Source organism: Hanstruepera neustonica (genome assembly GCF_002895005.1).
GTDB classification, from domain to species: domain Bacteria; phylum Bacteroidota; class Bacteroidia; order Flavobacteriales; family Flavobacteriaceae; genus Hanstruepera; species Hanstruepera neustonica.
Genome location: NZ_POWF01000002.1, coordinates 324568 through 347769 on the forward strand (window position 1 = coordinate 324568; position 23202 = coordinate 347769).

Annotated in this window: 18 protein-coding genes and 1 riboswitch; of the genes, 7 read left to right on the top strand and 11 right to left on the bottom strand. The window is 36.3% G+C overall.

All coding sequences use genetic code 11. From position 1 onward, the window contains the following. Positions 1–4: 4 nt before the first annotated feature. Together C1T31_RS06225 and C1T31_RS06230 are read right to left on the bottom strand one after the other, a co-directional pair. Positions 5–1147: a pyridoxal phosphate-dependent aminotransferase gene (locus C1T31_RS06225; protein WP_103051613.1), complete on the bottom strand. Its 1143-nt coding sequence runs from the start codon at positions 1145–1147 to the stop codon at positions 5–7. Further along, positions 1144–1971 (bottom strand): prephenate dehydratase, encoded by an 828-nt coding sequence (locus C1T31_RS06230; protein ID WP_103051614.1) that lies wholly within the window; start codon positions 1969–1971, stop codon positions 1144–1146. The genes C1T31_RS06225 and C1T31_RS06230 overlap by 4 nt, the downstream gene beginning before the upstream one ends. Positions 1972–2332: 361 nt before the next feature. Between C1T31_RS06230 and gldA the strand changes: the two genes are divergently transcribed. Continuing rightward, a complete protein-coding gene (gldA, locus tag C1T31_RS06235; protein WP_103051615.1) occupies positions 2333–3229 on the top strand; it encodes a gliding motility-associated ABC transporter ATP-binding subunit GldA in 897 nt (298 codons plus the stop codon). Here the strand turns inward: gldA and C1T31_RS06240 are convergent. The 6 genes from C1T31_RS06240 to C1T31_RS06265 form a co-directional block, all read right to left on the bottom strand. Further along, positions 3222–3968: a head GIN domain-containing protein gene (locus C1T31_RS06240; RefSeq protein ID WP_103051616.1), complete on the bottom strand. Its 747-nt coding sequence runs from the start codon at positions 3966–3968 to the stop codon at positions 3222–3224. The genes gldA and C1T31_RS06240 overlap by 8 nt on opposite strands. Beyond that, positions 3969–5060, bottom strand: coding sequence for an acyloxyacyl hydrolase (locus C1T31_RS06245; protein WP_103051617.1), 1092 nt, complete (start codon positions 5058–5060; stop codon positions 3969–3971). Between the two features lie 44 nt (positions 5061–5104). Then, entirely contained in the window at positions 5105–6364 is a 1260-nt protein-coding gene (locus C1T31_RS06250; RefSeq protein WP_103051618.1) for a pyridoxal phosphate-dependent aminotransferase, read from the bottom strand. A 65-nt stretch (positions 6365–6429) separates the two neighbouring features. Next, a complete protein-coding gene (gene metF, locus C1T31_RS06255) occupies positions 6430–7386 on the bottom strand; it encodes a methylenetetrahydrofolate reductase [NAD(P)H] (protein ID WP_103051768.1) in 957 nt (318 codons plus the stop codon). Between the two features lie 79 nt (positions 7387–7465). Next, entirely contained in the window at positions 7466–10171 is a 2706-nt protein-coding gene (gene metH / locus C1T31_RS06260) for a methionine synthase (RefSeq protein ID WP_103051619.1), read from the bottom strand. Further along, positions 10164–11171: a homocysteine S-methyltransferase family protein gene (locus tag C1T31_RS06265; RefSeq protein ID WP_103051620.1), complete on the bottom strand. Its 1008-nt coding sequence runs from the start codon at positions 11169–11171 to the stop codon at positions 10164–10166. The genes metH and C1T31_RS06265 overlap by 8 nt, the downstream gene beginning before the upstream one ends. Positions 11172–11219: 48 nt before the next feature. Then, positions 11220–11325: riboswitch (SAM riboswitch) on the bottom strand. 258 nt (positions 11326–11583) lie between these two features. Here C1T31_RS06265 and metK point away from each other — a divergent pair. Further along, a complete protein-coding gene (metK, locus tag C1T31_RS06270; RefSeq protein ID WP_103051621.1) occupies positions 11584–12837 on the top strand; it encodes a methionine adenosyltransferase in 1254 nt (417 codons plus the stop codon). Between the two features lie 130 nt (positions 12838–12967). Further along, a complete protein-coding gene (locus C1T31_RS06275; protein ID WP_123912636.1) occupies positions 12968–14758 on the top strand; it encodes a carboxypeptidase-like regulatory domain-containing protein in 1791 nt (596 codons plus the stop codon). 32 nt (positions 14759–14790) lie between these two features. On the opposite strand, the gene C1T31_RS06280 is transcribed toward C1T31_RS06275, so the two are convergent. The 3 genes from C1T31_RS06280 to C1T31_RS06290 all read right to left on the bottom strand — a co-directional run bounded on the left by C1T31_RS06280 (position 14791) and on the right by C1T31_RS06290 (position 19456). Beyond that, entirely contained in the window at positions 14791–17574 is a 2784-nt protein-coding gene (locus C1T31_RS06280; RefSeq protein WP_103051623.1) for a carboxypeptidase regulatory-like domain-containing protein, read from the bottom strand. Between the two features lie 39 nt (positions 17575–17613). After that, positions 17614–18504, bottom strand: a complete 891-nt coding sequence (locus C1T31_RS06285) for a GLPGLI family protein (RefSeq protein ID WP_103051624.1) — start codon at positions 18502–18504, stop codon at positions 17614–17616. Positions 18505–18607: 103 nt separating this feature from the next. Beyond that, positions 18608–19456 (bottom strand): GLPGLI family protein, encoded by an 849-nt coding sequence (locus C1T31_RS06290; protein ID WP_103051625.1) that lies wholly within the window; start codon positions 19454–19456, stop codon positions 18608–18610. 123 nt (positions 19457–19579) lie between these two features. Here C1T31_RS06290 and C1T31_RS06295 point away from each other — a divergent pair, with 123 nt between their 5' ends. The 4 genes from C1T31_RS06295 to C1T31_RS06310 are packed head-to-tail and all read left to right on the top strand — an operon-like array spanning position 19580 to position 23169. Next, positions 19580–21061, top strand: coding sequence for a sensor histidine kinase (locus C1T31_RS06295; RefSeq protein ID WP_103051626.1), 1482 nt, complete (start codon positions 19580–19582; stop codon positions 21059–21061). Then, the gene (locus C1T31_RS06300) at positions 21054–21737 is read left to right on the top strand and encodes a response regulator transcription factor (RefSeq protein WP_103051627.1); all 684 of its coding nucleotides are present in this window, start codon (positions 21054–21056) and stop codon (positions 21735–21737) included. The genes C1T31_RS06295 and C1T31_RS06300 overlap by 8 nt, the downstream gene beginning before the upstream one ends. Before the next feature lie 33 nt (positions 21738–21770). After that, positions 21771–22547 (top strand): hypothetical protein, encoded by a 777-nt coding sequence (locus tag C1T31_RS06305; protein ID WP_103051628.1) that lies wholly within the window; start codon positions 21771–21773, stop codon positions 22545–22547. A gap of 7 nt (positions 22548–22554) precedes the next feature. Beyond that, the gene (locus C1T31_RS06310) at positions 22555–23169 is read left to right on the top strand and encodes a deoxynucleoside kinase (protein WP_103051629.1); all 615 of its coding nucleotides are present in this window, start codon (positions 22555–22557) and stop codon (positions 23167–23169) included. Positions 23170–23202: the final 33 nt, after the last annotated feature.

Genomic DNA, 23202 nt, shown 5'->3' on the forward strand with positions numbered 1-23202 from the left:
TTTTTTATATTCTGGCTAATGCTTCTTCTAAATCATCCGTAGTAGCACACAGTGAAAAACGAATATACCCTTCGCCTTTTGAACCGAAGATGGTACCTGGAGCGACAAAAATGTTTTTGTCCTTAAGTAACACATCAATAAATTCTTCCGATTTTACATAAGCCGGTAATTTTGCCCAAACAAACATCCCTGAGCTATATTTGTCATAAGTACAGTTGAGTGCTTCGGCTATTTTCCAAACAATTTCACGTCGCTGTTCATAGACATTATTGAGACTGACATACCATAGTTTGGTACACTTTAAAGCTTCTATAGCACCTTTTTGAATACCATAAAACATCCCGGAATCCATATTGCTCTTAACTTTTAAAATGGCATTAATGAACTCGGATTTTCCCAAGACCATTCCTACGCGCCATCCAGCCATATTAAAGGTTTTGCTTAATGAGTTTAACTCCAAACAAACCTCTTTGGCTCCCGAAATGCTAAACAAACTTTTTGGTGAATCATTCAAGATAAAACTATACGGATTATCATTGACAAGTAAAATTTGATGCCTTTTTGCAAAAGCCACCAATCGTGTAAAAAAAGCTTCACTAGCCTTTGCTCCTGTTGGCATATGGGGATAGCTTATCCACATGAGTTTGACGTTTGACAAATCTTGTTCTTCCAGAGCATCTAAGTCGGGCAACCAATTATTGGAAGCATCCAATTCATAAAAAATGGGTTTGGCACCAACCAATTTAGTCACCGATGTATAAGTCGGATAACCCGGATTTGGAATAAGCACACCATCACCTTCATTTAAAAAAGCCATCGAGATGTGCATAATCCCTTCTTTGCTTCCCATAAGCGGCAATACTTCAGTTGAAGGACTCATATACACATCAAACATATCACGATAAAATGCCACAATAGCCTCGCGCAGTTCCGGTAAGCCTTGATAACTTTGATATTTATGCGCCTGTTCATCATTCAAACCTTCAACCAAAGCCGAAATGACTTTTTGAGGTGGCTGCAAATCCGGACTACCAATACCCAAGTTAATAATTGGTTTACCGTTAGCCTTTAAAAAATTGACCTCGCGCAACTTCCTTGAGAAATAGTATTCCTCTACTGATTCCAGTCTATTTGCAAATTCAATCATGGTTTCGCATTTATATATTCTCCCAATACCTTAAAATGTTCTGTCATTATGGTCATTATGGACTTGGCTTTTTTAAAATGTTTATAATCATCAAAAGTAACATCAATAAAAAAAGCATATTTCCAAGGTGTTTCAATTTTAGGCAGGGATTGTATTTTGGTTAAATTCAAATGACAATCACTCATCACATTCAACATAGCTGCCAAACTCCCCCTTTTGTGTTCCAACTCAAATTTCAGTGATGCTTTATTTATACGATTTTCAGCAACTTCATGATTTTCTCGTTTCACTATAACAAATCGCGTTTCGTTATGTTTAATAGTCTGAATACTTTTGGCTACTATCTCTAAACCATATAGTTCGGAAGCTAATTGGCTTCCAATAGCTGCTATTTTTTTGACTTCAGTATCTGCAATCCGTTTAGCTACTTCGGCTGTATCAATATCTTCTACAAGTTTCATATGCGGGTAGGTCTTAAAAAAATCCTTACACTGTAGCAGTGCCATTGGGTGTGAACGAACTTCCTCAATTTCTTGTAAAGATTGATTTGGCAATGCCATTAAACAGTGCTGAATATCCAAATAATGCTCACCGACAATATGCAAATTATGTGTATCAATCAAAGCATAGTTAGGAATTATGGAGCCTGCAATTGAATTTTCTAATGCCATAACCACAGCATCTGTTTCATCAGTCAACAAACTTTGAACCGCACTATCAAAAGTCAAACATTCTTGAATGGTAACTTCCTTTCCAAAATATTGATTGGAAACGATATGATGGAATGATCCTTTTATACCTTGTATGGCAACCGATTTTATCATGTAAAAAAAAAGTCCCGATTTCCATCGAGACTTATATTTATAGTTTATTCAAAATACACCTATAACGTCTCGTTTCTTCTGTAAAAAAAGAAATAATAACCGCTATAGTATGTAAAATTTGAGCTTGTTTTCATAATCTGAATAGCTAAAGTAACCAATAAAATGAAAAAACAAAATCATTTTTAAAATCTTTCAAAATTATATCGTTTTCGTAGTACAAGGCAATAATAGAATTTCTAAATTGAGTGCTCTAAAAAAGAAATTCTATTATTTTGGATTCCCGCCTTCACGGGAATGACAATTTCAACGGAATTCTTTTTTTATCGAATTAAATCCTATTTTTGAGAAACAATTCACACCTATGTCAATATCCGTTGAAAACATAAGCAAACTTTATGGCGAACAAAAAGCTTTGAACCATGTTACGTTTAAGGTTAAAAAACCTGAAATTGTTGGGTTTTTAGGTCCTAACGGTGCTGGTAAGTCAACGATGATGAAAATCTTGACAACCTACATTGAACCATCGGAGGGTCAAGCCAAAGTCAATGATTTTGATATTACGGCTCAAAAAAAACAAGTACAACAAAGCGTTGGTTATTTGCCTGAACACAATCCATTATATCTGGAACAATATGTCAAAGAGTATTTAGCGTTCAATGCCCAAGTTTATGGGGTAAACAAAACACGCATAGATGAAGTCATTGAATTGACCGGATTAACGCCGGAAGCTCATAAAAAAATAGGGCAACTATCCAAAGGTTACAGACAACGTGTTGGACTCGCCAATGCCATGTTACACAATCCTGATGTGCTCATTCTTGATGAACCTACAACGGGTCTGGACCCGAATCAATTGGTGGATATACGCAACTTAATCAAATCCATTGGTAAAGAAAAAACGGTATTCTTATCAACTCATATCATGCAAGAGGTGGAAGCTATGTGCGACCGTGTTATTATCATCAATAAGGGTGAAATTGTAGCCAACAAAACCCTCAAGGAATTACGAGATGATAAGGAGCAAGTGGTTATTGTGGAATTTGACTATCGTGTGGAAGATGCCTTTTTATTAAAACTTCCAAAAGTGAAACAGGTTGAAAACACCCATGACTTTGTTTATGAAATCACCTTTTCAACAACTGATGATATGCGCTCGCATGTGTTTGATTTTGCCCATGATAATCAGTTAAAAATTCTTCAATTGAATCAAAAAAATGCCAGCTTGGAGAGTTTGTTTAGGGAGTTAACAGCTAATTAAAAATAAGCCTTCCAGTATATAATTGCTCCACCTCAACTGTTGGTGGTCTATTGACCGAAATCAAATCGCCTGTTCCAACTAATTCGCCACTCAAGGATTGTTGCGGGTTCACAATCATATCATTACTGCCGCGATGGTATACTTCCACATTTTGAGCTATTAAATGAGCACCTTCAAATCGTCCAGCGCCCGAATAGAATTCAACTGTGAGATTATTGGTTTCACCAGAGATATAAAAAGAAGAAATATTATTCGATACGATTCGCAAATTGTTGGTATTTACCTGTAAATTATAATCCCCAACCGTAAAGGTACGAGTAGCATTAAAATCTTCCGAAAGCAGGTTCAATGTTTGGTAATTTAAAACACCATCAGATTTTACGGTATATTGTGAAGACGTTCTAATGGTTCTAATATTGGGTGCAGACACATAGACTTTGGTGATACCATATTCACGCACATAATTACACGTGTTATGGTCTATTAATTGTAATTCATTATCTACAACGCGAGCTTCCACATCATTCAACAAGTATTCACCAGTTTCAATAATAACTTGATAGTCGAAAGCTTCCTTCACAATTAATTCCACATCGCGATTAACCAAAATCTTGTCAAATTCTGAAACCGGAACCTCCTGCTGAATGATATTCCCGGCATTTTGAATACAGTCATTGGCATTCTCCTTGCTACAAGACACTATCATCGAAACGAATAATATGTAAATTAGTTTCTTCATTTATAATCGAATTCCAACACCAAATTCAACGGCTTCGGCTTTAGCGCCATGAGATTTTAAAGTCAAAGCACCAAACCATTTATCACCAAAATAACGTTTCAAACCAACCCGAATATAAGTTCTGCCTTCAAAATCGAACGGGTAATACACATAGTAGCCCAATTGAGTAACCACCGACATTTTATTGATAAATAATTCATGCCCTGCAAACAAACCTACACGCTTATAATCTTCATCACCAGACACATTCTCTTCTGGAAAGGCAACCGATTGGTAATATATTAATTCATCCAAAAACTTCGAGAAAAAAGCATCGACACCTAATTGAACAGCACTTTTGTAACCCAATCGCTTATCAGCATAGGCCGACACAATATAAAATGGAAACTGACCACTACCTACCACATCACTTTCATTCACACCACTTCTAAATACCAAATTATACTTTATACGCTCAGTAAATTTTTCTTTAGTGATGGTTTTAATGTATTCAGCATCTTCCTCATCCAAATTATAGGTTACACCAACATTGAACGTTATGGAATTAACACTGGTATTTGGCGCCTTAACATTGGCATTGCTATAGTGAATTAAACTCACACCTGCCTGCAATCCAAACCTATCTAAAATGCGCTCCTTTTTATAATTAAGCATCAAATACGTACTACTTAATAATCGCGATCCAAACGCTATATTTTTGTGATTATCAACCTTATCATAAGGATTGGTAGTATATGCTAGACCTTGACCAATTCGTAACATCAGGTTACGCTTCAAGAAATAAAAATTGTAATGGGCATACAATGAGTAGTTATTTCCTAACACGTCATTTTTTAAATTTTGATAGGCAAATGATACGCCATAATCGGGATACCAATAGCGTTGTTCCCAATCTTGATTACCAAAGGTCTTTTTATTCCAACTTAAAATAAAACCTTCAGGATGTCCTTTGATTAAATGCAGTATATCGTTGTTATGAAGCGCGATATTACCCTTAAAGTAGTTAATATCAAAGTAAGAATTGGCCTGTTTTTCTTGAGAAAAACTCAATAAACAAAAACTAAAAAGAAAAAACGCTAAATAAAGCCTCATGAACAAAGTTGTGGCGTAAATGTATGTAAATTCTTAAACAGTCATTAGCTTAATTTTAACAAAGCAGCTTCCAACAACTCAAAAATGGTTTCAATATCTTCCGTTCTTGCTGTTCCAACTGATAATCTGAACCAATTAGAATCTGTCGATGCCCCAAATGCATAAAAGGGAACGATTGCTAACTTGGCTTCATTTAATAAATAACTGGTTACTTCTTGAATGGTATGCAATTGGCTACCATCTTGATTTGTTTTACCAATCAAATCAAACTGAACAGTCAAATACAAAGCGGCTTCGGGTTCTATGGCTTTTACTGGAAATCCTTTGTCCTGCAACGCACTAAACCCCTTATAAAATGACACCAAACGATCATTTAATTCCGATTTAATGTTTGAAAGATAATCAGCGACTTCAGCATCTTGTTTCAGGTAGGTTGCTGTTGCCAATTGTTCCGCTTTAGGTGACCATGCACCTATATGACTGAGCATGGCTTTCATTTTATTGATAACGTGACTTGGTCCAAATGCCCAGCCTACACGAACACCTGTAGCAGCAAAAGCTTTAGAGATTCCATCGACAAAAATGGTATAGGCTCTCATTTCAGGAACCAACTCTACTGGATTATAGTGAACGGTTTCTCCATAGGTTAATTGCCAATAAATTTGATCGTATAACACATATAATGGTTTTTCATCATTTACCGTTCTGCGTTTGTTTTCCTTGACAACCAGTTCAGATATTTCAAACAGTGTTTCCTTATTAAACGTGGTACCAGTTGGGTTTAACGGTGAACACAGTGCTATTAAATTCACTGACTCAATATGAGGTTCAATATCAGCAACTGTTGGCATGAATTTATTTTCCGCTTTTGTTTCAACAACCACCGCATTGTTTCTTGACAAATATGTGTAGGCATCATTATTCCAAGAGGGAACGGGATACAAAACGGTATCGTTAATATCTAGTATCGTCTGGTAAATGGCATAAATTAAAGGCCTTGCGCCACCAGATATTAAAATTTCGTCTTTTGAATAATCTAATTGGAGATTTTCAGATAAATAATTAGCAACACTCACACGCAGCGATTCCATACCATTGGCAGCAGGATAATTTGTGTGATTGTTACCATAAGCTTTTATAATCTCTTCCTTAAGGGCATTTGGAATAGGAAAAATATTAGGATCAAAATCACCAATAGTTTGGTTATACACCACTACCCCTTGTTCTTTTAGAGCATTAACTTCTCCCGCAATTTTAATAATTTCTGAACCTTTTAACCCTTCGGCTAATTTAGACGTTTTCATTACCTGACATATTTTCCGCAAAAGTACACTTTATAAACCTATTTTTATAAAGCATCACGCTTTTATTAAAACACGGCTTGGGCAATTGATCTAATATTATCACTCTTACCCATTGAGTAATAATGCAATACCGGGATACCTGCTTTTTGAAGTTCTTTAGATTGTTGAATACACCATTCCATGCCCACTTGAGCGACTTGGGTATTGTCTTGACACTTTATAATCTCCAAAATTAAAGCTTCAGGCAAGTCTACATGAAACCGATGCGGAATTAAGTTCAATTGTTTTTTGGTTGCTATGGGTTTTAAACCTGGTATAATGGGCACGCCTATACCCTCATTACGGCATTTTTCAACAAACTTGAAATATTTTTCATTATCAAAAAACATTTGGGTTACAATATATTCAGCCCCTTTTTTTATTTTCTTTTTTAAAAAATGAATATCACTTTCCAAACTAGGTGCTTCAGCATGCTTTTCTGGGTATGCAGCCACACCAATGCAAAAGTTTGTTTTGGACGAATTCTGTAAATCATCATCCAAATAATTCCCCTGATTCAATTCTTGAATTTGATTCACCAATTCACTGGCATAAGCATGACCCTCTTTTTCAGGTCTAAAATAGGTTTCTGTTTTTACGGCATCACCTCGTAAGGCCATGACATTATAAATGCCCAAAAAATCTAAATCAATTAAAAAATTCTCCGTATCCTCCTTGGTAAATCCACCGCATAAAATATGTGGGATAGCATCAACACCATATTTGTTTTGAATGGCCGCACAAATCCCAACAGTCCCTGGACGTTTTTTTACGACCTGCTTTTTTAATAAGCCATTCTCCAATTCTTTATAGACATACTCTTCTCGATGATAAGTCACATCAATAAATGGTGGTTTAAACTCCATCAACGGGTCAATATTATCAAAAATGGACTGTATGTGCTGCCCTTTTAATGGTGGTAAAATTTCAAAGGAAAACTGCGTTTTCCCGTTGGCATTTTTTATGTGTTCTGTTACTTTCATACGCATGCCTGCAAAAGCAGGTATCTTTTTATTTAATGTTTATGCTTTCAATAGATTCCTGCCTACGCAGGAATGACAGTTATTCTACCAAGTTTGGACTCAACCATTTTTCAGCGACTTCTTTACTTAGTTGTCTCCGTTTGGCATAATCCTCCAATTGGTCGTTGGTAATCTTACCCAAACCAAAATACTTAGCTTCTTTATTGCCAAAATAATAACCACTAACACTGGCAGCTGGCCACATGGCTAAACTTTCTGTGAGTTTCACACCTATGGTTTCTTCAACGTTTAAAACATCCCAAATGGTTTTCTTCTCCAGATGGTCGGGACAAGCAGGATAACCAGGCGCTGGACGAATACCCTTGTAATGTTCCGAAATTAATTGGTCATTACTCAAATTTTCTTCAGCAGCATAACCCCAAAACTTCTTACGAACCTGTTCATGCAAGTATTCGGCAAAGGCTTCAGCCAATCGATCAGCCAAAGCTTTAATCATGATGGCGTTATAATCATCGTGATTTGCTTCAAATTCTTTAGCTATTTCATCGGTGCCGAAACCTGTAGTCGCGCAAAAGCAACCTATGTAATCTTGAATTCCTGTGTCTTTTGGCGCGATAAAATCGGCTAATGCAAAATTGGGAACGCCTTCACGTTTTTTTAGTTGCTGACGTAAGGTTAGGAATTTTGTGAGACCTCTCGACTCCGCTCGAGGTGACAGTTCGTTTGTCTGTTTGAGCGCAGTCGAGAACTCAATATCATCAACATTTATGGTATTTGCTGGAAACAAACCAAAAACAGCTTTAGCTTTCAAGAGTTTTTCTTTGAATATTTTTTGAAGTAGTTTTTGTGCATCATTGAATAATTCTGAAGCTTGATTACCAACTACCTGATCAGTTAAAATATCAGGATATTTCCCATGTAAATCCCAACTTCTAAAAAACGGTGTCCAATCAATATAGTCCTCCAAAATTGATATATTGAAATCCTGTAAAACTTGAATACCCAGTTGATTTGGCTTAATAATGTCAGCCCTCTCCCAATTAATTTGGAATTTTCTCTTTCGGGCTTCCTCTAAAGTCACATATTCCTTTTGCTTACTTCGTCCCAGGAATTGTTCACGGAAATTTTCGTATTCTTCTCGAATTTGTTCCTTATAAACACGGTTATCCTTTTGTAGCAAATTTCCAACAACCGTTACTGCCCGAGAAGCATCATTGACATGCACCACCGTATTGGAATAATTTGGCGCAATTTTTACAGCCGAATGTGCCCTGGAAGTTGTAGCCCCTCCAATCATTAATGGAATATGAAAACCTTTTTCTTCCATGGCTTTCGAAACATAAACCATTTCATCTAAAGATGGTGTGATTAATCCACTTAATCCAATGACGTCCACATTCTCTTCAATAGCTGTTTGAATAATTTTTTCGGGTGGCACCATGACGCCTAGGTCAATAATGTCATAGTTATTACATCCCAGAACCACACTGACAATATTTTTACCAATATCGTGTACATCGCCCTTAACCGTCGCAAGCAATATACGACCGGCACTTTTTGCGGTGGAATCTTTGTCTTTTTCTATAAACGGTTGTAAATATGCTACAGCTTTTTTCATCACGCGTGCCGATTTTACAACTTGCGGTAAGAACATTTTTCCGCTTCCAAATAAATCGCCAACGACATTCATGCCTTTCATTAAATGGCCTTCTATCACTTCAATAGGCCGCGCTACAGATTGTCTGGCCTCTTCCACATCATCAACAATAAAGGCATCAATACCTTTTACCAAGGCATGGGTAATTCGTTCTTGAAGAGGCTCTTGACGCCATTCTTGAACTTTGGTATTATCATCCTTTTTCTGTCCTTTGACTTTTTCGGCAAACTCCAACAAGCGTTCAGTGGCATCATCACGACGGTCAAGTAGAACATCTTCTACATGCTCAAGTAAATCTTTTGGTATTTCATCATAAACTTCCAACATAGCAGGATTCACAATTCCCATAGTCATGCCGTGTTTAATGGCATGGTAAAGAAATGCTGAATGCATGGCTTCTCTAACCGTATCGTTTCCACGGAATGAAAAGGACACATTACTAACACCTCCGGAAACATTCACGCATGGTAAATTTTCTCGAATCCATTGGGTTGCTTTGAAAAAATCTATAGCATTCTTTCTGTGTTCCTCCATCCCAGTCGCAACTGGAAAAATATTAGGATCAAAAATGATATCTTCAGGTGAAAAGCGAACAATATCCACTAATATGTTATACGAACGTTCACAAATTTCTATGCGTCGCTCATAGTTATCAGCCTGTCCTTGCTCGTCAAAAGCCATGACGATTACAGCAGCTCCATAACGTTTTATCAATTTAGCCTGACGTATAAATTCAGCTTCACCTTCTTTCAAGCTTATCGAGTTTACGACACACTTCCCCTGCACCACTCTCAAACCCGCTTCAATAATTTCCCATTTGGAACTGTCAATCATAATGGGAATTCGCGCAATATCTGGCTCTGAAGCAATCAAATTAAGAAAGGTAGTCATAGCTTGCACACCATCAAGCATGCCTTCATCCATATTCACATCCAAAATCTGCGCACCACCTTCCACTTGATGCCGAGCAATATCCAAAGCTTCAGAAAAATTTTCTTCCTGAATCAATCGCAAAAATTTTCTAGAACCTGTAACATTGGTGCGTTCTCCAACATTAATAAAATTACTTTCAGGCGTAACAACCAATGGTTCTAAACCTGATAATGTTAAATAGTTACAATTAGACATTGGCGGCAGTTTTTAAGGGTCTAGGTCTATATTCTTTAGCCACTTCAGCAATGGCTTTAATATGTTCAGGTGTGGTACCACAGCAACCACCAATAATGTTGACTAGCTCATGATCCATATAATCTTTGATGAGTGCTTGCATTTCTTTTGGCGTTTGATCATATTCCCCAAAGGCATTGGGTAAGCCTGCATTAGGATGTGCCGAAGTAAAAAAATCTGTTTTTTGGGCTAATCGTTGTAAATAGGGCTTCAATTGTTCAGCTCCCAAAGCACAATTAAACCCAATACTTAATAACGGGATATGGGAAACAGAAGCCATGAATGCTTCTACCGTTTGTCCTGAAAGCGTTCTCCCTGAAGCATCCGTAATGGTACCTGAAACCATAACTGGTATATCTATCTGACGCACTTCTTTAACCTCTTCAATGGCAAATAAAGCCGCCTTCGCATTGAGTGTATCAAATATGGTTTCCACCAAAAGCATATCAACTCCACCATCAATCAAAGCTTCCACTTGCTCTTTATAGGCAATACGTAGTTCTTCAAATGTAATGGCTCTATATTCCGGACGGTTAACATCGGGTGATAAACTCGCCGTACGATTGGTCGGCCCAATACTTCCAGCAACAAAACGCGGTTTAGTAGGATTAGTTTTTGTAAATTCTTTAGCAACCAGTTTAGCTATTTTTGCTGACTCATAATTCAACTCATAAACCAAATCTTCCATATGGTAATCAGCCATTCCTATGGAAGTCCCAGAAAACGTATTGGTTTCCACAATATCGGCTCCTGCCTCAAAGTACTTTCTATGTACTTCAGCAATAGCCTGTGGTTGGGTTAAGGACAGTAAATCGTTATTTCCTTTTAAGGGATGAGGAAAATCTTTAAATCGTTCGCCGCGATAATCTGCTTCATCAAATTTATAGCGTTGCAACATGGTACCCATGGCGCCATCAAGCACGAGAATACGATTTTGTAATATTTTGAAAATTTCTGACATTTTAGTGTATTTAAAATGTCATCAAGAAAAGAGAGAAGAATTATTCTCGGGTTATCTGTCCCATTCTATATGGGTAGAATTTAGCACCTTCTTTAAAAATAAAGGGTTGCTAAGGCTTCAACGGGTCTATTCCCTCTGCCTTTCGTGATAACAAATCAGTAAATTATTGAACGTTGTCGTGTACAAATATTGCAATTCAATAATTTAAAAACCAAATTATTTTATAAAAAAAATGAAATCAGTTAGGGTTTTATTTTATTTTTTTACATTTGCCGAACAATTAATTAGAGGAAAAATTTGTCTGATTGCAACCTCATTAAAAAATGCTAAAGCAGTACCGATTTCACTTCTTTAGCTAGTACGCAATCTCACTTTTTTTCCGCAATTTCAAAACCATAAAAAATTAGGATTTATGCCATATTTATTTACTTCAGAAAGTGTATCTGAAGGACACCCAGATAAAGTAGCCGATCAGATTAGTGATGCTTTAATCGATCACTTTTTAGCATTCGACAAAGAATCAAAAGTTGCTTGTGAAACTTTGGTAACCACAGGGCAAGTTGTTTTAGCCGGTGAAGTCAAATCCAACACCTATTTGGATGTTCAAAAAATTGCCAGAGATACTATTAACAAAATAGGATATACCAAAGGCGCTTATATGTTTGATGGAAATTCCTGCGGTGTATTTTCTGCTATTCACGAACAATCTGAAGATATCAATCGTGGTGTCGATAGAGCTAAAAAGGAAGAACAAGGAGCTGGTGATCAAGGGATGATGTTTGGTTATGCCACTCGCGAAACAGAAAATTACATGCCATTGGCATTAGACTTGGCACACCGCATATTAATTGAATTAGCTACCTTACGCCGTGAAAATAAAGAGATTACTTATCTACGTCCCGATTCAAAAAGCCAGGTAACTATTGAATATAGTGACGATAATATCCCACAACGCATTGATGCCATAGTTGTTTCTACACAACATGATGATTTTGGTTCCGACGACGACATGTTATCAAAAATCCGTAAAGATATTGTAGAGATTTTAATACCTCGTGTGGTTGCGAAATTACCAGAGCATTTACAGGCATTATTTAATAGCGACATAAAATATCATATCAATCCAACAGGCAAGTTTGTCATTGGTGGACCTCATGGGGATACTGGACTAACGGGTCGTAAAATTATTGTGGACACTTATGGCGGCAAAGGAGCTCATGGTGGTGGTGCGTTTTCAGGAAAAGACCCTAGTAAGGTTGATCGCAGTGCTGCCTATGCCACCAGACATATTGCTAAAAATTTAGTAGCTGCAGGCGTTTGTGATGAAGTATTGGTACAGGTTAGTTATGCTATTGGTGTTGTAGAGCCTATGGGTATTTTTATTGATACCTATGGTACTTGTCCATTTAATATGACCGATGGTGAAATTGCTCAAAAAGTTTCTGAAATATTTGACATGCGACCATCTGCTATAGAAGAACGCTTAAAATTACGCCAACCTATGTATAGTGAAACTGCTGCTTATGGCCATATGGGACGTAAACCCGAAACCATCTCAAAAACATTTTCACAACCTAATGGTGAGGATGTGACCTTGGATGTGGAGTTGTTCACTTGGGAAAAATTAGATTATGTCGATAAGGTCAAACAAGCCTTTGATTTATAAGTGTTTACCAACATAATTAAAAGCCTCGAAATGAATTTTCGGGGCTTTTTTTTAAAACTATTGTCAGAATTCACGCAACCTTTTTGTAGTTTCTGCATCTATAAAAAAAACGCTATAACCAATCACGCTTATGAAATTTCTTAAAATTATATCTCTTTGTCTATTATTTGTTGTTATCTACTCCTGCAAAAATGATGACGACAATAGTTTGTCTGACACCAATCCCAATCCAAATCCCGAAGTTTTTACCGAGAATTTTGGTAATGATATTAACAGGGACTTTTTGGGTGAGGTGGTAGACAAAAACAACAATCCTATCCACAATGCCACTGTTACCCTTGGTGACCAAACCACCTTGACAGATGCCAATGGTATATTTATTATCAGAGGCGCTAATATTTATGAACGCTTTGGTTATGTAAAAGTTGAAAAAGCGGGTTATATTCATGGTTCACGTTCGGTAGTGCCAACTAACGGAACCAACAAGGTGAAAATTATGTTGCTAGAAGAAACCATTGTGGGAACAACTGCTAGTGGTACTTCAGAAACCATTAACTTATCCAATGGTGCTTCGGTTGCTTTGGAAGGCGAGTATATTAAAGAAGATGGTTCTGCCTATTCAGGCAGTGTCAATGTGATTATGCACCACCTAGACCCAACCGATGAAAACATGCGCGACCAAATGCCAGGCATGCTCTATGCTGCCAATGCCCAAAATGAGGAGCGTATGTTGCAAACCTTTGGCATGTTGGCCGTGGAATTACGCGGTAGTAATGGTGAAGACTTAAATTTGGCCACAGGCAGTACTGCCGAAATTACGGTACCTCTTGATGCCACTTTATTAGATACAGCACCAGCAACGATACCCTTATGGTATTTTGATGAAGTCTCAGGTTATTGGAAAGAAGAAGGTGAAGCGACTCTAGTTGGTAATAACTATGTAGGAACTGTTTCCCATTTCTCGTTTTGGAATTGTGATATTCCTGCGGAAGCTGTTATGCTATGTATAAATGTAATTGATGAAGAAGGCAATGCTTTATCCAATCTACGGGTTATCATTACGAGCGAAAATTATGGCTCACGATATGGTTATACGAATACAGACGGTCAAGTTTGTGGTTTAGTGCCAAGCAACGAAACACTAACCGTTACTGTTAGCCAATATAATGATTTATGTACAGGAAACCTTTACACCAACACCACTGGACCATTTACATCAGATTCTGAAATAGATATTTTAGTTGAATCCAATTCTAACGGCAATGAATGGCTTACTGAAACAGTGACAGGTATTTTTACAGATTGTGATGGCAATGCAATAACAGATGGCTATGTCAAACTATTTAAAGAAAATGACTACCCGCTTGATTATGATTTTGTTGATAACGGCAACTTCGAATTAACAACAGTTAGATGCAGTAACTCTTCTAATATATTCAAATTAAAAGCTGAAGATTATGTAAACATCCAAGAAACAGACACATTAAGTTTTACATATACCCCTCCAATTACCGATGTTGGTTCTATAGCAGCTTGTAACGCAGTAGATGAATTTATAACCTATCAAGTTGACGATGGAGGCACTGTGACTTTATTTAATATTCAGGGAGGCTTGGATTTCGATTCCTTTTTAAGTATTTATTATAACGATAATAATTCATTTCTATCATTGAATATAAATAATTATGGCGAACCCATTATTGTTAATACCTATTCAGACCCAAATGTATTCTTTAGTTTTAGAGATGAAAATTACGCTTCATATCCAGATGGAATAAACACAAACATTGAAGCGAATATTTCATTGCTTGGCGAATTAGGAGAATATATTGATATCAATTTTAACGGCATATTTATTGATTTCAATACTAACATAGAACATTCCATTTCAGGAACTATTCATGTCATCAGAGACTACTAACAAAAAAGCCTCACACTTGTGAGGCTTTTTTGTTATAAATTATAGATTACCCTAAAGGTTAAAAACCGTGGTTGAATAAAATATTCATTGGTACTCACACTTAAACCACCAGCATTTACCTGTGTTTGCGATTGGGTATTTAGTAAGTTTGTAGCTTTGAGTTCAAACTCCCATTTGGCATCGGCATCTTTACGGTAAGCCAACGAAGCATCCCAAAAATCAAAACTGTTAGAACCACCTGCTTCTCTACTAATATTGGTATATTGATATTCAGAACGCAGCGTAAAAGATTTCCAAATAAGCGCATCAAACTCAATGGTTGGAGAACTTGTGTAGGCTTTGGTACGGCTAGAACCTTGGTCAATATCTTGAATTCCGTAACTATAACCGACTTCAAAATTTGGTGCTTCCTTAAAATTGGTACGTATTTCAGCACCGTAGGTTTGTCTATAGTTTTCATTCACCGAGCGTCTAAAATCATTTACATCTTGACCTGATGAAATAAACTGGTTGAACTTACTATAATTAAAATTGGCATTTACCGAAGTCCTAAACTTACCAAAATTACGTTGGAATCGCCCGAATGCCGTAAGTGTCTCATCGGCAAAATTAGAATTAAACGGACTAGAAACCCTAATAACACTTCCTGGTTGAAAACTTGAAGCTGTTCGAATGTTATCAATGTTTTTGGAATAATTGACTCTAGCAAATACATTGGTATAGTTGAACATATTAAAGCTAAAATAATTCAAGCTAAGGTTATGTGTCAAGGAGCTTTCCAACTGCTGATTTCCCGCATAAAACGAGTCATAACTATTCAATACCAATCCTTCTGCCAATTGATTGACATCGGTAAATTGGGTTTGCATGCGGTAATCAAAAGTTATTTGCTCACTTTTCTTTAATTGGATTCTGGCATTAAAATCTGGTAGAACTCTGAAGAAATTATCTGTATAAGTAAATCCAAACTGATTATTTCTCATGGAATAAGCATGAGCTGACAATCCTGGTGTGAATGTAAAAATACCGGCTTTTAATCGATAATGCACTCCTAAATACACGTCATTAAATGTATAATCGGTATCATTCATTGGACTGTATGGATCGTCTGGTGGAACAGGTATTACTGGTTGATTGTAAAAAATAGAGCCATTATCCAAAGTCTGGAAAATTTCAGAATTGAACTTTTGGTTACTGTAGATTGTCCCCAACGTAAAATTAATATTGCTCTTGCTGTTCAGTACATTCCAATAATCCAATTTGGCATCCAATTGATTAGATTTCACCCGTTTTTCTTGTGAAATATCATAATTGAACTGACTGCGGTCCATTCCTAAATTTTCAGCAGTGTCATCATAAGGGTCGTTGGTATCTGGAGGAGTTGCGTCATTGTTAAATGGGTCGTTCGCTAATATCGCATTGTAAAAAGGATCTTCATCTTTGATGACGTGCGTGGCTTCAAAGGCAAAAATATTTGTTTCGTTTAGCGTGTAATAATAGTTCAAAATTTGATTGATACTAAACGGATTAGTTTCTTCGCCTTGTGCAACATCGCCAATTACAGAAGAAAATACATTTTGCTCTTGCGTTTCTTGCGACATGCGCCCTAAAATCTCATAATCCAATTGATTATTGGCATTGGGTTTATAAGATGCATTTAATTTTAACATTCCCAAATCACTGCGCTGTACGGTATTGCTGGATGTAAATTCGTCAGGAATTCCCAATTCTGGGTCGGTATAGATTCGGTCATTACTTTCTTGAAGTAAAATTTTGTTTCCTGTGTAAATTCCAAAACCGCCTATATCTAATTTATCTGTTGGTGAATAACTAAAATTGGCTGCCGCGAAACGCGCGTTTATTTGTTTGGCATTATTGTTTTGCAAGGTTAAAAACCCTAATCCATTATCGCCTAAACTAATATTAGTACCGCTACTTTGACTAGGTTGCCTGAAGCCTCCAGAAAAGTTAAAATAATCCCGTCTTGTAAAGGCGAGTTCACCTATATTATTAATATCGCCAATAACGTTCACACTGTATTTGGGGCTATAATAAAAGAGCTTGGGTTGTGCCAAATACAGACCATTGTCATCTGTTATACCTCCTCCAGCAGTCACAGTTCCAAACCAAAAGCTTTCCTTACCTTCTTTGAGTTTGATATTTAAAGCCACATTGTCCTGATTGTTTTGCACACCACTCAACTGCCCAACTTCAGCATAATTTTTAAGCACCTGAACCTTATCAACCGCATTGGCTGGTATATTTTTGGTGGCCAATTTAGAATCGCCATCGAAAAAGTCTTTTCCTTCAACCATGACTTTTGAGACTACCTTACCTTCTACTTCAATTTGACCATCATCATTAATCTCTACGCCTGGAAGATTTTTAAGCACGTCTTCTAGTTTACGTTCAGTTCCGGTATTAAAAGAATCGGCATTATAAACCAACGTATCCCCTTTGATGGTCACTGGCATTTCATAAATAAGCTCAACCTCATCCAGACTATTGTCGTTAGCCAATGTAAAGTTTTTGGTAATATCCTGGTCGGTTGTAGAAATAGATTCATCGGCTGTTTTCATTCCGATGTAGCTCACCTGAAGTTTATAATTGGTATTTTTCTCTAATGATAACTTGTAGCGTCCTTGATCATTGGTGATACCATAGGAATCCAATTTATTAGTTTCTTGATTAATGGCAATAACGTTGGCTAACTCTAATGGATTGCCAATACTATCTTTAACCACACCCTCAATTTTAACTTGGGCAAAAGCAGTGCTTGATGCTGCAATAAGCAGCATGAAAAAGAATTTCTTCATGTTTTGGTTTTTGATTTTTTTGATTGTAGTATCACAAAATTAATGGCCTCTTCCACCACCTCTACGGCCTCCATACATTTCGCGCATTTCTTCCATTTTCTGTTTGAAGATGTCATTATATTCCTTTCGTGTCACTTCTTTACCTTTTGATGGTTTTTTGATATCGTCTTTTTCATCCGGATTCAATACTATTTTGGTACATAGCATCGTTGTTCTATCCGCATTTATTTCTAGAATTAAACCAGGTAATCCCCAATATTCTCCAGGTCCATTATTGACTGGGATTTGTGGTGTGTACCAAGCTGTAACAACAATTTCTTTGGGCACTTCAATTTCATCCATTGGGTTATCACTTTTAGCATCTGCTGTTTCCGTAGAGTCTTTTTTCTTTTCGCCCTCTTCCTTATCACGATCACGACGTCTCATACTGCTCCAATCAAATTCATCTACTTTTTTAACTGCCGTCGCCTTAAAGCAAGTATATTGACCAATTTGCTTGGTTTCGGTACCCATTTCCCACACTAAATCTGGTAGGGAATCTTTTATAAGAAACTGTTTACCGAAAAACTCTTGCTCTTGTAACTGTTGCTTCTCCTTAACATTTTTATATTGTGCGCCACCTGTGAAACTGCTCATCATTCCAAATCCTCGCCCTCCAGCTCCAGGAGCTTCTAGTTTTTCATCTTCTTTATAAATGGATTCAGATTGTGTAAATGTCAAAATATATTGTTTTTCCAAAAAGCTCTTCATGCGTTCCATTATCTGCTTTTTTTGTTGTTCACTCATTTGACCTCGTCCCCAATTATCCAAATCCATAGTAGTTTTGGTTTGATAATAGGCCTTTCCTTGAAAGTCTTGTTGGGCCATTGTGAACAATGGCATCATTAAAATTAAAGTAGCAATCAGTAATCTTGTTGGAAATAGTCTCATTATAACTGTTTTTATTAATTTTAGTAAAATTACCTATAATTACAATAAGACTTACAAACGCAATAAATGTTTAACTTGAATTTGTTAAAGTTATCATAAAAATTTAGCCTCCAATCCGGATTTCAACGTTTTCGCCTCGGCCGTTTTCATTCCAATTGGATTTCATGCGTTCTTGCATTTCATTGAGTTTCTTCTCGATGATGGCATCGTACTCTTCCTGATTTACTTTTTTGCCTTTGGTTGGTTCTTCTATATTCAAATCTTTTTCTGGGTTCAAAACCAGTTTACTGCAAACCATAGTTGTTGTACCATCGTTCACTTCCAAAATCAACCCAGGAAGTCCTTGGTAGTTCCCAGGTCCATTGTTAACAGGAATCTGCGGTGTATACCAAGCGGTTACTGTAACCTCTTTCATTTCGGGCTCGGCTTCGGTTTCAGCATCTAAATCTTTATCGCCATTGATACTAATACCGCCACGAACAACTTCCATCTCACGAATTTTGGTAGCCTTAAAACATTCATAATCTCCAATATACTTTTTCTCATTGGTCAATTCCCAATCATGTTCCTCCAAGGCATCTTGGATTAAAAACAATTTACTAAAGGATTCACTTTGATTAGTATAGCGGTTCTCCTTTATATTCTTGTAGAGGATATCTGCTCCACCAGTATTGATAACCATAACCTGAACACCTGCTGGTTGAGGAGCTTCTAATTCTTTATCTTCTTTGTAAATGGAAGCTTCTTTGTTAAAACTCAATATGTACGTTTTTTGAAATTGCTTCTTTAACATGTCCATCATCATTTGATGTTGTTCGGAATTGACTTGTGTGCTATCCAATTGAATATCTACTTTTCTGGACGTTTTGTAAATAGCCTTCCCTTGGAAATCTTGTGCCATAACCAAACTAGTCGTTAAGAATAAGGCAAATAGCATAACTGTTCGTTTCATAATTTGATGTTTTTGTTTTTATACCCTACAAATATGCAACGATTGATTTCGTTTTTAAGTTAACCAGTGTTAACGTGTGTTAACCGATTAGTTTTACTAATTTTTAACCTCTACATTTGAAATATGAATAATGTGCGTTACGGTTGGATTTTAAATACTATTGTGATTGTTGCTATGTGCACAATCGCTATTCAAGTGTATTGGAATTACAAAAATTATTTGATCAATAAACAACAACTTATTAATGATGTTCAAATAAGTTTGGACAATGCAGTTGACAGCTATTACGCCAAAATTGCTAAACAAAATACTTTAGCATTTGCTTTTAGTGTGGATGATTCCACAGAAATGCACAATCATCACAAACAAATTAATGATATCATTAAACACATTGATATTGATTCTGACAGGGACTCATTAAAAATAGAAATCTTTGACGATGTCTCTTATTTCGGTAATTCCGATACCGTCCAAAAAAAGGTGGTCAAAAAATGGCAACCTATAAAACTTGAAATGGGTACAGACAGGGATTTTTCAATCGATTCACTCACCCAAGATTCTTTCAAAATGCTAACATCAAAAGTCATTTATTCTATGACCAATGACACGTTAAAATTGGAACAATTAGACTCCCTAGTAAAAACCGAGTTAACCCGTAAAAATTTAAATATTGATTACGGCTTATTGTTTAAATCGCCTATCGACAGTTTCACCAGTAAGCAATTAGACAACATAAAACTATCTGCCTTAAAGACCACTTCCAAATCTACGTATTTGCCAAAAGGCAGTGAATTAGAAATATACTTTAGCAATGCCACAGCACTCATTTTAAAACGCATTATGTTAGGCATATTCGTGTCATTGCTATTGGTCTTATCAGTTATTGGATGTTTAATGTATCTTCTCAAAATCATCAAGCATCAAAAACAATTAGCTGAAGTTAAGAATGATTTGATTAGCAACATCACACACGAGTTCAAAACTCCTATAGCGACTATTAGTGTAGCTCTGGAAAGCATTAAAAACTTCAATACCAAAAATGACCCAGAAAAGACGAAGTCATATTTAGAGATGTCTTCCAACCAATTGGAAAAATTAAATACCATGGTTGAAAAACTTTTGGAAACTGCCACGCTAGATAGTGAGGAAATAGACCTCAACAAAGAATCTTGCGATATGATTCCATTATTGGAAAGTCTCATGGCTAAATATCAAATTCAGGCACCTCATAAAACTCTAACCTTTATCAAACCCCAGCAGGAAATTACGGTCATGGTTGACGTCTTTCATTTTGAAAATGCCATTAGTAATGTTATCGATAATGCTGTAAAATATGGTGGTGAGACCATTACAGTTAGTATTCAGAAAACCGCCATATCATTGTCCATTTCAATTTCTGATAATGGTGCTTCTTTGAATAACGAATCAAAAAATCACATTTTTGAAAAATTCTATCGGGTTCCAAAAGGCAATACTCATGATGTCAAAGGATTTGGTATCGGACTTTACTACACTAAAAAAATTATTGAAAAACACGGTGGGTTAATCACTCTACATCTGGAGCCAAAACTAACAACGTTTAAAATCACGCTGCCTAATGTCTAAAAAAACAAGCATATTATTGGCTGAAGATGAACCTGCCTTGGGCCAGATTATAAAGGAAAGTCTAGAAACTCGAGACTTTGAGGTTTATTTGTTTGAAAATGGCGAAAAGGCACTACAAGGATACCATGAAAATCAACCTGAACTTTTAGTTTTGGACGTGATGATGCCAAAAAAAGATGGTTTCACATTAGCTAAAGAAATCAGAGCCATTGATGATCATATTCCCATTATTTTTTTGACAGCCAAGTCACAAACCCAAGATGTGGTTGAAGGGTTTAGCATTGGTGGTAATGATTATTTAAAGAAACCTTTTAGCATGGAGGAATTGATTGTACGCATTCAAAATCTCCTCAACAGAAAACACGTTCAAAGCAACTCCAAAATTTTATCTGTTGGCCAATATACATTTGATTTTCCCAAACAATTATTACAGTTTGGTGACAACGAACCCATGCAATTAACACATAGAGAAGCGCATTTGCTCTTTCATTTAATAAACAACAAAAATCAGGTCTTGGACCGTTCGCTTATTTTAAATAAACTTTGGGGCAATGACGATTTTTTTAGCGGACGCAGTATGGATGTTTTTATTACCAAACTCCGAAAAAAATTAAATCGTGACGAGCATATTCAAATTTTAAATGTTCGTGGATTTGGCTATAAATTAATCTGTTGATTTTTGGATTGATTTTTGTACTTTTCAAGTTCAATGAAATGGCTTAACTATTTATTATTTTTTTGCGTCATTACGGTCAACTCCCAAGACAGTATTTCCGTTATCAAACAAAGACAAAGTCCTTTGGATGTCTCACAAATTATTGGTATTGATAATTTTGGGACTGAATATTTTCTGAAAAACAATATTTTTTATAAAAAAACTACGGACAACACCATCAATTACAGTAATGTGCAACTTGGAAACTTGACAACTGTAAACACATTCAACCCGTTGAAATTAGTATTATTTTATAAGGACTTCAACACCGTCATTATTTTGGATAATAGACTGGCTGAAGTTTATAAAATTGATTTTAATAGCACGCAGCCCTACAAAAACATTACCCATGTTTCCATTGGCAATGACAATACTATTTGGACCTTTAATCAAGATTTACAGCAATTGCAACTTTATGATTATAAAGCCAAGTTGGTTCGAGCGACTACACTTCCTGTAGTTTCTAATGTGTTGGACCTTACCAGCAACTACAATTACTGCTGGCTTTTGACAGAAAACTACCTGTATAAGTATAGTTATTTTGGTAGCTTGCTATTTAAGATTGAAAACAAGGGTTTTTCAAAACTCTCTGAAAGCAATGACAATATCATTTTAAACCAGGGCAATGCGCTCTTTTATTTAGATGATAAGACCCAAAAAATAACGCCCGTAAAAACACCTGAATTGTTAATAAATCAGTTTTTAGTAACCGCCGAAACCTTGTATATTTACGATTCTAAAATTCTACATGAATTCCAACTAAAAAACTAAAGAATATATGCATGTTGCAGTAGCGGGAAATATTGGCGCAGGAAAAACGACACTTACCAAATTATTAGCCAAACATTACAGATGGGAACCTCAATTAGAAGATGTAGTTGACAATCCTTATTTGGATGATTTTTACAACCAAATGGAACGTTGGAGTTTTAATTTGCAAGTATATTTTTTGAATAGTCGTTTCCGCCAAGTCGCTCAAATTAGACAAAGCGGCAAAGACATTATTCAGGATAGGACCATTTACGAAGACGCCCATATTTTTGCTCCCAATTTACATGCCATGGGACTCATGACCAATCGTGATTATGAGAATTATCGGTCACTCTTTGATTTAATGGAATCGTTTGTGCAAGGACCTGATTTATTGATCTATTTAAGAAGTTCCATTCCAAATTTGGTCAATCAGATTCACAAACGTGGTCGGGATTATGAAAACTCTATCAGCATTGATTATTTAAGTCGTTTGAATGAACGATACGAGGCATGGATTCACGGTTATGACAAAGGCAAATTATTGGTTATTGATGTAGATAATATGGATTTTGTTTCAAACCCTGAAGATTTAGGAACCATTGTCAATAAAATAGAAGCCGAAATACATGGTCTCTTTTAAAAACCTTAAATAATATATTAAAAAAGCCACGCA